Annotated in this window: 7 protein-coding genes; 4 read left to right on the forward strand and 3 right to left on the reverse strand. The window is 67.7% G+C overall.

All coding sequences use genetic code 11. The features are described 5' to 3' along the window. The first annotated feature begins 133 nt into the window (after nucleotides 1–133). The 4 genes from recC (at nucleotide 134) to ACFWB0_RS20625 (ending at nucleotide 10,140) form a co-directional block, all read left to right on the forward strand. Nucleotides 134–3,451 (forward strand): exodeoxyribonuclease V subunit gamma, encoded by a 3,318-nt coding sequence (gene recC / locus ACFWB0_RS20610; RefSeq protein ID WP_378492288.1) that lies wholly within the window; start codon nucleotides 134–136, stop codon nucleotides 3,449–3,451. Between the two features lie 14 nt (nucleotides 3,452–3,465). Next, nucleotides 3,466–6,753, forward strand: a complete 3,288-nt coding sequence (locus tag ACFWB0_RS20615) for a UvrD-helicase domain-containing protein (protein ID WP_378492289.1) — start codon at nucleotides 3,466–3,468, stop codon at nucleotides 6,751–6,753. Then, nucleotides 6,750–8,630 (forward strand): exodeoxyribonuclease V subunit alpha, encoded by a 1,881-nt coding sequence (gene recD, locus ACFWB0_RS20620; RefSeq protein WP_378492290.1) that lies wholly within the window; start codon nucleotides 6,750–6,752, stop codon nucleotides 8,628–8,630. Before ACFWB0_RS20615 ends, recD begins: the two co-directional genes overlap by 4 nt. Nucleotides 8,631–8,706: 76 nt before the next feature. Then, nucleotides 8,707–10,140: a lipase maturation factor family protein gene (locus tag ACFWB0_RS20625; RefSeq protein WP_378492291.1), complete on the forward strand. Its 1,434-nt coding sequence runs from the start codon at nucleotides 8,707–8,709 to the stop codon at nucleotides 10,138–10,140. A gap of 39 nt (nucleotides 10,141–10,179) precedes the next feature. Here ACFWB0_RS20625 and ACFWB0_RS20630 read toward each other — a convergent pair whose 3' ends face one another. The 3 genes from ACFWB0_RS20630 to ACFWB0_RS20640 all read right to left on the reverse strand — a co-directional run bounded on the left by ACFWB0_RS20630 (nucleotide 10,180) and on the right by ACFWB0_RS20640 (nucleotide 13,626). Next, nucleotides 10,180–10,761, reverse strand: coding sequence for a hypothetical protein (locus tag ACFWB0_RS20630; protein WP_378492292.1), 582 nt, complete (start codon nucleotides 10,759–10,761; stop codon nucleotides 10,180–10,182). After that, nucleotides 10,758–11,894, reverse strand: a complete 1,137-nt coding sequence (locus ACFWB0_RS20635) for a flavin-containing monooxygenase (RefSeq protein ID WP_378492293.1) — start codon at nucleotides 11,892–11,894, stop codon at nucleotides 10,758–10,760. Before ACFWB0_RS20635 ends, ACFWB0_RS20630 begins: the two co-directional genes overlap by 4 nt. Nucleotides 11,895–11,988: 94 nt before the next feature. Beyond that, the gene (locus tag ACFWB0_RS20640; RefSeq protein ID WP_378492294.1) at nucleotides 11,989–13,626 is read right to left on the reverse strand and encodes a LuxR C-terminal-related transcriptional regulator; all 1,638 of its coding nucleotides are present in this window, start codon (nucleotides 13,624–13,626) and stop codon (nucleotides 11,989–11,991) included. Nucleotides 13,627–13,667 lie beyond the last annotated feature (41 nt).

Here is a 13,667-nt window from a genome sequence, read left to right on the forward strand (position 1 = left end):
TGTTCGGAACGACGTCCCTACTTTGACGAGAACGCAGCCCTGACGTTCGGAAACGCGCAGGTGGTGGGCGGTTGTCGGCTCGGTGTGATAAGCCGTAGCCGACGGATCGAACGACCACGAGGGGGACCTACGCGTGCTGAGACTGCATCGTGCCGAGCGCACCGACACACTGGCCGATGCACTTGCCGAGCTTCTGTCCACCCCGCTGGCCGACCCGTTCGCCCGCGAGGTCGTCGCGGTACCGGCTCGCGGTATCGAGCGGTGGCTCACCCAGCGGTTGTCGACGGTGCTCGGTGCTGTCGCGGGCGACGGGGTCGCAGCGAACATTGCCTTCCCCTCGCCGGGCCGCCTCGTCGACGAGGCATTGTCCGTTGCCGCAGGCACCACCGCCGACGATGATCCCTGGCATCCGTCGCGCGTGCTGTGGGCACTGCTCGACGTCATCGACGAGAGCCTCGGGCAACCGTGGTGTGCGACGCTGACGCGGCATCTCGGCCACGGCACCGACGATCACCGGGCGGGTCGTCGCTATGCCACCGCCGAACATCTCCGCGACCTGCTGCGCAGCTACGGGCAGCAACGGCCACACATGCTCACCGACTGGGCCGCCGGGCACGACACCGACGGCACCGGAGCTCCGCTCGACGAACACCTGCAGTGGCAGGCCGAACTGTGGCGCCGCCTTCGCGACCGTGTCGGGGTCGACAGCCCCGCACAGCGGCTCGACGAGATGTGCGAGCGACTGCGAGTAGAGCCCGACATCGTCGACCTGCCCGATCGGCTGTCGCTGTTCGGCCCGACACGCCTCAATCGGGTCCAACTCGAGGTGCTGGCCGCGCTGGGCATCCGCCGAGACGTCCACCTGTGGCTGCCCCACGCGAGCCCGCAGATGTGGGCGAACCTCGCAGGCCGCGAGCCGGTACTGCGGCGAGCAGACGATCGCAGCGTCGACCTCGTCGGGCATCCCCTTCTCGCTGCGCTGGCCCGCGACGTCCGTGAACTGCAGGGCAGGCTGTCCGAGCTCGATGCAGTCGAGGAACAGCACGACGTGCCCGCTCCACCCGACACACTGCTCGGCAGACTCCAGGCCGACGTTCGTGCCGACCGCACGCCGGAGACGGCGCCTGCCGAGGGGCGAACGAAGGGGGGTTCACAGGCCGACGGCACCGTGCAGATCCACGCGTGCCACGGCCCGACCCGTCAGGTCGAGGTGCTGCGCGAATGCCTCCTTCACCTGTTCGAGGACGACCCGACGCTCGAGCCTCGCGACGTCATCGTCATGTGCCCCGACGTCGACACCTACGCTCCTCTCGTCGCGGCGTCGTTCGGCCAGGACATCGGCGGGCACCCGGGGCACCGCCTCCGGGTCCGCCTCGCCGACCGCGGACTTCGCCGCACCAACCCGGTGCTGTCCGTGGTGGCGGCGCTGCTCGGCCTCGCCGATGCGCGTGTCACCGCGAGCGACGCACTCGACCTCGCGGCGTCGGCACCGGTCCGGCGGATGTTCTCGTTCGACGACGACGATCTCGAGCGGCTGCAGGAATGGACCGCCGAATCGGGTGCCCGCTGGGGCCTGGGCAAGCGACAACGCAGTGCGTTCGGACTCGCCGACTTCCCCCAGAACACCTTCGGCACCGCACTCGACCGGGTGCTGCTCGGAGTGACCGCCGACGGTGCAGACAGCGAATGGCTCGCTCTGGCAATGCCGCTCGACGACGTCGAGAGCAACGACATCGACCTCGCCGGGCGATTCGCCGAGTACATCGATCGGCTCGACAAAGCGCTGTGGGTTCTGCGCCGGCCCCAGGCCGCGGAGCAGTGGGCGGAGGCGCTCACCCTCGCGCTCGACCTGCTCGTGGATGTTCCCGCCGCCGACGCATGGCAGCGCGCGCAAGCGCATCGTGAAATCGGTGCCGCTGTCGAACACAGCGGAGACGCAGAGCTACGACTGGCCGACGTGCGGGCGATGCTCGCCGGACAATTGGCGGGCCGCCCTACCCGGGCGAACTTCCGCACCGGTGAGCTCACGGTCTGCACCATGGTGCCGATGCGCTCGGTACCGCATCGGGTGGTGATTCTCCTCGGACTCGACGACGACGTCTTCCCCCGCAGCGCCCACATCGACGGCGACGACGTGCTCACCCAGAACCCCCGCGTCGGCGAACGCGACCCTCGAAGCGAAGATCGGCAGTTGTTGCTCGACGCGATCATGTCGGCGGGAGAGAAGGTGCTGCTGTTCTACACCGGCGCCGATCCGGTCACCGGTGCGGCGCGGCCGCCGGCGATTCCGCTCAGTGAAGTGCGCGACGTGGTGGCCACGATGATCGGCGTTGAGGACGGCGACGTGAATCCGGCGGTCCGCCACCATCCACTGCAGCCGTTCGACGCCCGGAACTTCCTGCCCGACGCGCCGTTCAGTTTCGACGAGACAGCGCTCGCCGGTGCTCGCGCGGCACAGAATCCTGCCTCAGGGGACGCGCCCGCGGTGCTCGCGCATCTACTCCTGACCCCACCCGAGAAGCAGGTCGATATCGACCTCACCGACCTCGTCGCATACCTCGTGCATCCCGCCCAGGGCTTCCTGCGGCAACGGCTCGGCATCCGGATTCCCGAACTCGACGACGGCACCACCGACGCGCTCGACATCGATCTCGACCCGCTGGCCCGCTGGAACCTCGGCGACCGGATGCTCGAATACCGCCTCTCCGGTGTCTCCGCAGCCGATTTCCGGGCCGCGGAGTGGCGCCGCGGGACGCTCCCGCCGTATGCGCTCGGTGAAAGCGCACTCGACGACGTCACCCATGCGGTGGAAAGTCTCGTTTCAGCATGCGCGCCCGTGCACAGCGGCCGGTCCACCACCATCGACACCATGGTCGATCTCGGGGACGGGCGTCGGCTCACCGGCACGGTCGGCGGAGTCCACGGCAATGTGATCGCGCGCAGCGTCTTTTCGAAGTTGTCTGCCAAACACCGGATCACGGCATGGGTGCATCTCCTCGCGGTCGCCGCGTCCGGTCACGACGGGAGGTGGCAGGCCGTGACCACCGGTCGCGGTCGCGGGCGGATGCCAGCGTGGCGTTCGACGATGATCGCGCCCGACAGCCCCCACGAACTGCTCCTGCAACTCGTCGATCTGCGCGACCGCGGCCTGGGCGCGGTCCTGCCCATGACGACGGGGGCGTCCGCGGCATATGCAGAACAGCGCGTCCGCGGCGGCTCCATCGACATGGCACTCGACTCCGCAGGAAACGAGTTCGGAGGAAAATTCGGCGACGGAAAGGACCGGCACGTGCAGTACCTGTTCGGCAGCGGCGTCGGCATCGGCGATCTCGTCGCAGGCGAGCCACTCGCCGACGAACGCGCCTGGTTCGACGACCCCACCCGGTTCGGTGTGCTGTCACGCCGGTTGTGGGAACCATTGCTGGCAGCGGAAACGCAGGGGCGTCCGTGACGGGGAGTGAAGTGGTGACTGCATCGACCACAACAGGTTTCGACCTTCTGGGAGCGCTCCCGAAGGGCACGACGGTGCTCGAGGCGTCGGCCGGGACCGGCAAGACCTACGCGATCGTGGGCCTCGCGACCCGTTACGTCGCTGAAGGCATCACCGACCTGTCGGAACTACTGCTCGTCACGTTCAGCCGGGCAGCCACCCAGGAACTCCGGGAACGTACCCGCGCTCGGTTCGCGGAGGTCGTCGATGCCCTCGCCGATCCGGAATCCGCCGCGGCCTGCAGTGACGAGCTGATCCGGTACCTGGCTGCCCACGACGTCGGCAACCGACGCACCCGCCTGCGGCAGGCCCTGTCCGATTTCGACGCCGCAACCATCGCCACGACACACGGCTTCTGCCAGCGAATGCTCGACGAACTCGGCATCGCCGGCGAGCGTGAACCTCACGTCACAGTGGTCGAGGACGTCGACGACCTCACGGTCGAGGTCATCGCAGACACCTATCTGCGTCGGTACGGGCGCAGCGAACCGCCCATCACCTACGGGGAGGCCACGGTCGCCGCCCGTGCGGCGATCTTCGATCAGCAGGCGGCGCTCGCTCCCGAAGGCGCCGAGGGAACACCGGCGGGGGAGCGCGTCGAGTTCGCGCAGCAGGTGCGTACCGAGGTCGAACGCCGGAAGCGAGCAACGGGACTGCGCGACTTCGACGACCAGCTCGCGTTGCTGCACCGTGTGCTGAGCGATCCCGAGCACGGCGCTGCCGCATGCCGCCGGATCCGTGCGCGGTACGGGGTCGTCCTCGTCGACGAATTCCAGGACACCGACCCCAAGCAATGGGAGATCCTCCATCGGGCGTTCCACGGCCACAGCACACTGGTGCTGGTCGGCGATCCGAAGCAGGCGATCTACGCCTTCCGAGGCGCCGAAGTGCTGAGCTACCTCGATGCAGTGAACACCTCCGATGCGCACCGGGAGCTCACCACCAACTGGCGCAGCGATGCAGACTTGATCAGCGCGCTCGATCACGTGTACGGAGGTGCAGCACTGGGTGATCCGAGGATCGCCGTGCACCGGGTCGATGCCGCCCGCGACGGGACGCGTCTTGCCGGGATGCCTCCACTGCGTCTGCGTCACCTGCCGCGCGCCGGTGCCGGACCACTCGGCAAGTCGGGTTACCCGACTGTCGGGCCACTGCGCGGCAACGTCGCCCGCGACGTCGCGGCAGAGGTGGTCGCGCTCCTCGACAGCGACGCCACCATCGAACGAGGCGGACGCCCCGAGCCTGTGGAGCCCGGCCACATCGCGATCCTCGTCCGGACGCACGCCCAGGTGTCGCTCGTGTACGAAGAGCTGCAACGGACAGGTGTGCCGTGCGTCCTCGCCGGCGGGACGAGCGTGTTCACGACACCAGCCGCACAGCAGTGGCTGTGGACCCTCCAGGCGCTCGAGCAACCGCACCGCGCCGATCGGGTGCGTCTCGCCGCGCTGACCCCGCTACTCGGATACACCGCCGACGACCTCATGGCGCGCGGCGACGAACTGGTCGCGCAGGTCGGCGGGCTGCTCCGCGACCTTGCGATGGTGTTTGCCCAGTCCGGATTCGCGGCCTTGTTCGAGCGTCTCGCCACCGTGAGCGAACTCGAAGCACGCCTGCTGCGAACGTCGTCGGGGGAGCGGCAACTGACCGACCTGCGGCATATTGCGGAATTGCTCGACGACGCGGCCACCACGGACTCGTTCGGAATGGGGGTGCTGACGCGATGGTTCGAGGATCGGATGAACGATCCGAAACGCGGCAGCTCCGACCGCAGTCGTCGCCTCGACAGTGACGCCGCTGCCGTACAGATCCTCACGGTGCACGGCAGTAAAGGACTCGAATTCCCGGTCGTCTATGTGCCGTACGCGTGGGATGCCGCGAAGAACCCGAACCCCGACACCCTGCTGCTGCACGACGGTGGCCGCCGCATCCTCGACGTCGGTGGTGAGGGCAGCCCGGGCTACGGCGAGCGGCGACGCTCCCACGAGGCGGAGGAGGCCGGTGAGGAACTGCGCCTGCTGTACGTGGCGCTGACCCGCGCCTGCTGTCAGCTGACCCTGTGGTGGGCACCGTCCTACGGGACGGCCCGCTCACCGCTGCACCGGGTGTTGTTCGCGCGCCACCCCGGTAGCTCCGAGGTGGCGCCCGCAGCGGGCATTCCCGCCGACCCGGCGATGGCCGAGCAATTCGCGTCCTGGGCGAAGGCCTCCGGCGGACTGATCTCGGTGGAAGCCACGGGAGTCGTCGGGAAGGGGGAGATCGCCTGGTCGAAGCCGCAGCAGGACGAAACATCGCTGGTTGCTGCACAGTTCACCCGGGAGCTCGACAGCACGTGGCGGCGCACCTCGTATTCGGCGCTCACCGCGTCCGCGCACGACGGCGTCGGCGTCGGCAGCGAGATCGAGGAGCCGGAGAAGGATGACGAGCCGGAAGAACCCCCGTTGGCAACATCCGATCCCTCGGTGGAGGGGATCCCGTCGACCATGAACCACCTGCCCGGCGGCACGGTCTTCGGGACGCTCGTCCACGCGGTGTTCGAGATCGTCGACACCTCCGCTGCCGACCTCGACGCCGAGCTCACCGCGTGCTGCCACGACGTGGTGGCGCAGCGACTGTCCGACATCGATCCCGACGAGCTCGCGCAAGCCCTGCTGCCCGTCCTCTACACCCGGCTCGGTCCGCTCGGGCGCACGCTCGCCGAGTTCACATCGAACGACAGGCTCGCCGAACTCGACTTCGAGCTGCCGCTCGCGGGTGGTGACGATCCCGCTGCCGTCACCGTCACTCTGGGCCAGGTCGCCGAGCTGCTGCGTCGCCACCTCACCCCCGACGATCCGCTGTTCGAGTACACCGATCACGTGCGCACCCTCGAGCCTGTGCCGCTGCGCGGATATCTCACGGGCAGCATCGACGCCGTGCTGCGCATCGACGGGCCACAGTTCGTCGTCGTCGACTACAAGACCAACCGGCTCGCTCCCGGGGAGCTGACGACGGGCCACTACACCCGCGACGCGATGGCGGCGGAGATGATCCGATCCCACTATCCGATGCAGGCATTGCTGTACTCGGTTGCACTGCACCGGTACCTGAGGTGGCGCCTGCCCGGATACGATCCGCAGGCGCATCTCGGTGGCTCGCAGTACCTGTTCGTGCGCGGCATGGCCGGACCGGACAGCCCGCCCGGTAGCGGTGTGTTCGACTGGACGCCGCCCGCCGCACTCGTCACCGACCTGTCGGATCTGCTCGCCGGAAGGCCCCTACCGTGATCGAAGCCCGAATTGCGCAGCGAGGTAAAGGTGTACTGCGCGAGTTCAACGAGGCCGGGGTGCTCGCTGCCGCCGACGTCCACGTCGCACTCAGGCTCGCGCACCTCGGCGGCGAACCGAACACCGACGTGCACTTGGCCACCGCCCTCGCCGTGCGTGCCGTGCGCTCCGGCTCGGTATGTCTCGACCTGACGAGGCTGCGCGACGTCACCGTCGAAGAGGACGAGGACGGCAACCCTGTGGTCGATCCGGAGTCGTTGCCGTGGCCACACGACGATGAGGTCCTGGGCGCCCTGCAGCGCAGTCCGCTCGTGATCGGAGGTGACCACGGGTCGTTGCGGCCGTTGCGCCTCGTCGATACCGACGAAGGGCCGCTACTGTATCTCGACCGCTACTTCCGCCAGGAACAGACGATCCGTGCCGTCCTAGCAGCACGCGGCGACGGCTTCCCCACGGTCGACGACACCCGGCTTTCCGTCGCACTCGACGGGTTGTTCCGTGACCAGACCGACCGTACGAAGCCGTCGCCTGCGCCCGATCGTCAACGTGTCGCGGCTGCGCTCGCGGCCACGCACCGCACCACCGTCATCGCGGGCGGTCCGGGAACCGGAAAGACACATACCGTCGCGCGGATCCTCGCGCTGCTCGAGACGCTGGAAGGCCCCGATCTGCGCATCGGACTCGCCGCGCCCACCGGTAAGGCCGCGGCGCGGCTACAGGAATCCGTGCGCGAACAGGAGTCGGTGTTGCCGCTGCCTGCGGGGCTCACTGCCATGACACTGCACCGCATGCTGGGTTGGCAACGCGGACGCACCCGCTTCCGGTACCACGCCGACAACCACCTGCCGTACGACGTCATCGTCGTCGACGAGACCTCGATGGTGTCGCTGACGATGATGTGCCGGCTCCTCGAAGCCGTCCGCCCCGACACACGCCTCGTCCTGGTCGGCGACCCCGACCAACTCGCCTCCGTCGATGCCGGTGCTGTGCTCGCCGACCTCATCGCACGACCTGTCACCGGCGACGTGAACCCGGTGTTCACCCGCGCCGCCGCACGCGACCTCGAAGCGTCCGACGATCCTGCCGAGGCCGCCTTCAGCGCCCGCGAACACGACCGGGTGCGGGGCGGGATCGTGCGATTGAGCCGCGGCCGCCGATTCGGTGGTGAGATCGCGCGCCTGGCCGTTGCAGTGCGCGACGGCGACGGCGACAAGGTCATGGAGATCCTGCACAGCGGATCACCGGAGATCGCGTTCCACCGTCCCGACGACGTCGAGTCGCTGCGGCGCGACGTGGTGAGCTCGGCCCAGGAGGTCACCGCGGCCGCGCTGACCGGCGACATCCACGAAGTCCTCGAACGGTTCGAAACCCACCGTTTGCTGTGCGCACACCGCGACGGTCCGTACGGGGTGCAGCGGTGGGCGCGGCAGGCCACGGAATGGATCGGCGCGTCGACGGGCCGCCGGCTCGACCCCGAACGGTGGTATCCCGGACAGCCGCTGCTCGTCACGGCCAACGATCACGAAGCGCGCATCTACAACGGCGACACCGGTGTCGTCGTGCGCCGCGCCGACGGCGAACTCGTCGCCGCTTTCGCGCGCGGCGAGCAACCGTTCGTGCTCCATCCGAGCCAACTGTCGGCGGTACAGACCGTGTACGCGATGACGATCCACCGAAGCCAGGGCAGCCAGTACGGCACCGTGTCGGTGATTCTGCCGGACGAACGATCGTCGCTGCTCACCCGCGAACTGTTGTACACCGCGATCACGCGCGCGCGGGCCAAGGTGCGGATCGTCGGGACGGAAGCGGCAGTGCGCGCGGGCGTGGAGCGTCAGGTGCTGCGGGCCAGCGGGCTGCGTCGCGAGATCCGCGTCTGATTCCACGGAAGACTCACCGACGTGTCACTCTGGAGTGAGACTTCGCGCGGCGAATTGCCGGCGAGGAGTGACGACGATGAACTGGCTGGACGCGGACGGGTATGTGATCGGGCGGCTGCTGGTCACCCGGGGGATAGCCGCGCTGTACCTGGTGGCGTTCCTTGCGGCATTGCTGCAGTTCCGTGCACTGATCGGCGAACGAGGAATGCTGCCGGTGCCCGAGTTCGTGCGGGACCACCCGTTTCGTTCGTCGCCGAGCCTGTTCCACTGGCGGTTCACCGACCGCATCTTCGCGACAGTGGCAACGATCGGTGCGATCCTGGCGGCGCTCACCCTCGTCGGAGTCACCGAGCGCCTACCGTTGATCGCCTGCATGCTCGTGTGGTTCGCACTGTGGGTGCTGTACCTGTCGATCGTCAATGTGGGACAGGTCTGGTATTCGTTCGGATGGGAATCGCTGCTGCTGGAAGCCGGCGTACTCGCGATCTTCCTCGGCAACGCGGACACCGCGCCGCAGTTCGTGGTGTTGCTCATGCTGCGGTGGTTGTTGTTCCGCGTCGAATTCGGCGCGGGGTTGATCAAATGGCGCGGCGACCGTTGCTGGCGCGACCTGACGTGCTTGTACTACCACCATGAGACCCAGCCGATGCCCGGGCCGCTCAGCCGATGGTTCCATCATCTGCCGCGCCCGCTGCACAGAGTGGAGGTGGCAGGCAACCACCTCACACAACTCGTGATCCCGTTCGCATTGTTCTTACCGCAGCCGGGTGCGGGAATCGCCGCCGGGATCATGATCGTGACCCAGCTGTGGCTCGTTCTCAGCGGCAATTTCGCGTGGTTGAACTGGGTCACCATCGTATTGGCACTCTCCGTGCTACCCGACAGTTTCTACGCCGCTCTCATCACCCCGAACCCCGATTTCGCTTTCACCCCCGAACCGTTCACCGCGGCGGTTCTTGCGCTGACCGCCGTGGTTGCCTTTCTCAGCTATCGGCCCGTGCGGAACCTGGTGTCGAAGCGACAGGCGATGAACGCGTCGTACAACCCGTGGCATTTCGTCAACACCTACGGCGCCTTCGGCAGCATCACCCGCGCCCGCAAAGAAGTGATCGTCGAGGGCACCACCGATGCCGTGGTCACCCCGGCGACAGAGTGGCTCGAGTACGAATTCAAGGGCAAGCCCGGTGACGTGTTCCGCCGGCCCCGCCAATGCGCGCCCTACCACCGCCGGCTCGATTGGCTGATGTGGTTCGCCGCGATCTCTCGGGACTACGCCGTCGGCTGGTTCCCGCGGTTCGCGGCGCGTCTTCTCGACAACGACCCCGACACCCTGCGGTTATTGCGCCACAACCCGTTTCCCGATGCACCACCTGCTCTGGTGCGTGCTCGGGTGTTCCACTACCGGTACACCACGCGTGCCGAACATCGCGCGACCGGAGCCTGGTGGGTACGGACCCCCGCAGGCAACTTCATGCTGCCGGTGTCGCGGGTGGACCTTGCGGGATTCTGACTCCACCCACCACAACCTGGGTGATTCACCAATTCTGATTCACCACAATTCGTAGTCATCGGCGGACACGGTGAATCCGTGGGCATCCGACTCACACGTGACACCGACGCTTTCGTCGATCGTGCAGGTGAACACGCTCACCTTCAACGCTTCCCCGTACGGGAGGACCTGTGCGGTGCGATTCGGGTCCATGAACGCGATATCGCCGATGTTGCTGAACTGCCCCTCTCCGGACGATTCCACGATCACGACGTTCGCGGGCACGGTCACATCCGCGGCTCCGCTGCCCGGAACGCGGGGTGCACTCGACGGCATGGTGCCCTGACAGCCCGCGACCGGGTCGGTGTGAGTGAGGATCGCGCACTCGAACTTCCCGCTCTCGGAGATGAAGTAGTACACGCCGGGCTGCGAGCCCGCATACTCGGCGGGATCGACCTGAACCGGTGCCTTCGTGGTGGTGGTCGTTGTCGTGGTCGTCGGTGCGGCCGACGTGGTCTGGGCTGCGGATGTGATCGGGTCGGCGGCGGTGGCCTCCCCGGAAACCGTGTTGCCGCAGGCCGTGACGGTGACGAGCGCTGCGGCGAGTGTGATGAACGATGCGGTGGTGCGCCGACTGATCATCCCGGGAGCATAGCGACCGTCTCCGGTCGGTGTGCCACCAGATGCTCGACGACGAACTGCGCATCTGCGCCCGCACCCCCGACCAGCATGGACCGGAACGACGACTGGAACGCCAAGCCCGTGAAATACAGGCCGGGCACATCCTCGACCACTCCGCGCTGTTCGAGGGGCCAGCCGTCGTCGCCGACGACCGGGAGGTCGATCCAGCTGTAGTCCTGACGGAACCCCGTGCACCACAGGATGTTTGTCGCGTCGACAACGCGGCCGTCACCGAGGACTGCCCGTCGCTCCTGAACGCCGGTCATACGGTCGGTGACCCGGTCGACTCCGGCTGCGGCGAGGTCCTTGCGCTTGACGCGCAGTGCCGGAGCGCCATGGTGACGTTCGTGTTCCCGCAGCTTCCGGCCGATCGGTGTGCGCAGCGACATGACGTGACCCCACACGAACCACAGGGCGGGGAAGAGCATCCGCATCCGACGGGTCTCGAGCGGCACCGGAATCTGCCCGGTGTCGCGCCCGCACAGGATCGTCGGATGGGCGCCGGCGACTTCGAACGCGAGGTCGCAGCCCGAATGTGAGGCGCCCACGACGAGGACGGGCCCGTCCTGCAGTTGCTGCGGGTTTCGGTATTCGCTCGAGTGCAACTGGAGGATCGAGGGATCGAGTTCGTGCGCGAACTCGGGAACGGCCGGATTCCGGCCGAAGGTGCCCGTGGCGACCACGACGTTGCGGGCGACGAACCGCACTGTGCCGCAGTCGACGAGAAACTCGTCGCCCGAGCGTGTCACGCGGTGCACCCGAGTGGAGGTGCGCACCGGCAGGCCGAATGTCTCGGCGTAGGTTTCGAGATAGTTCGCCACCTGATCCTTGCCGGGGAACGATTCGGGTCTCGCGGGGAACTTCATGCCGGGTAGACCGTCCAGGCCTGCCGGGCTGTACAGCCGTAGCGAGTCCCAATGGCAACGCCAGTTGTCGCCGAGCCGGGGGTTCGCGTCGAGGATCACGAATCGTCGGCCGGTGCGGGAGAGGTGATATCCGGTGGACAGGCCGGCCTGTCCTGCCCCGACGACCACGGTGTCGAGGGTCTCGGTCCGGGGGAGTGCACCTGTGGGTGGGAGCGGTGTAGTAGTCATATCTCGACCGTATGAGTGGGTGGGTCGTCGTTGCATCGGGTGATATGTGCAGATGTTCGCTACCCGCTGGCATGGGTAATTCTGTGTATGTCCGTCAGACGATGTGGTGCTCGTACGCATACGCGGTGGCGGCCGAACGCGACGAGACACCGAGCTTGGTGAAAATGTTGCTCAGGTGACGGGCCACTGTCTTCTCACTGAGGACCAGCGCCACGGCGATTTCGCGATTGGTGCTGCCCGCCGCAACCACCCGCAGCACCTCCATCTCGCGTGCGGTCAGGCCTGCAGGAATCGACGGGCGCGGATCGTAGCGTTGGAGCTGCTGCAGATCCGGGGCAGCCCCGAGTTCTCGGAATGCCGTGGCAGCCGACTCGAACTCCATCACCGCGCTGTCGTGGTCGCCGAGCGCGTCGCAGCAGCGTCCCTGCAGTACACGGACATACGCGCATGCGTAGGGCGCGTCGAGGTCTTGCCACAGTCGCCACGCGATGCGGAGCCGGTCGAGCGCCCGCCGGGGATCACCTTCCGCGAGCAGCACGGCACCGAACGTGTGCGCTGCCATTGCGGTGAGCGCCGTCGACTCGGCTTGGGATGCTACCGCTTCCAGTTCTTCAGCGAATTGACGTGCGCTCACGACATTGCCCTCCGCGAGCGCCACATCGGCGGCCGCCTCGAGCATTCGCGGGTGGTAGAGGGACGTCGACTCGGTCAACGCGCGATCGATTCCCGCGCGAGCACTGTCGAGGTCGCCCTGTGCAAGCCGCAGCCGAGCCAGACCCGGCTGGACCTCGTGTCCCGCAAGCGCCGCGCGACGGTACGCGGCGTCTGCGGCCGAGAACTCACCGCGAACGCGATGCAGTTCGGCGAGTTCGTAGTGGGCCATGCCGATCGCGGGATCGGCCCTCGGCTCCGACAGTCCGTGGCATGCGAGGCGAACCTGCTCCATCGCCTCCCGCCACGCACCGTGCAGGTGCAGCATCTCGGCGCGGTGCACGAGACATTGGCCGCGGAACGGCACGAGATCGGGCTGTGTGTCGCACCAGTCACCCAGAGCGCGTGTCCATTCGGTGGCGCGTCGGAGCTGGTAGGTCTCATGACAGGTGATGATCATTGCGCAGTACAGGATCCCGGTGGCGATGGGGGAGACCTCGCCGGTGGTGACCGCAACCATCGTCTCGTCGAGCACCGCGAGGCCCGCGTGGGTGTCGCCCAGCAGCATCCGTGCCTGCCCGACGCCGACACCACTGAGCGCCACGAGGTCGCGGTGACCGCACTCCAGACCGACCTCGCGCGCGCCCGTGAGGGTGGGCAGCGCGGCGGCGGGGTCACCACCGAGCAGCATCCCGATCGCGGGCGGCACCGTGAGTAGCGCTCGTACCGCACGGATGGCGTCCGTGGGGTTTTCCTCGGCGAGGACACGGTCGGCGCGCGCGAGCCAACCGCCGGCTCGTGCCGCGTCTCCGAGGCTCGACAGGATGTAGGCCAGCCAGAAAGTGCTTTGACCCGCACTCGCGGACCGCCCGTCCTCGAGGTGGGCGGCGACGGCGCGTTCGAGCAACCGGATGCACTCGCCGTCGTTGCCGATCAGGTACGCGCATTGTGCGGCGCGATCGAGATCCGCCGCGGCGAGCGGACGGAGTTCGTCGACCACCCGGAATCGGTCGGCTGCGGAAGTCCACGCCCTGTTCCGGAATGCGTCGTCCGCGAGTTCGAGCGCGCCGGTAGCGTCCATCCGGACTCCCATCGCACCTGGTCACCGGAACGGTTCGAATT

This window comes from Rhodococcus sp. NPDC060086 (genome assembly GCF_042730275.1).
Classification (GTDB): domain Bacteria; phylum Actinomycetota; class Actinomycetes; order Mycobacteriales; family Mycobacteriaceae; genus Rhodococcus.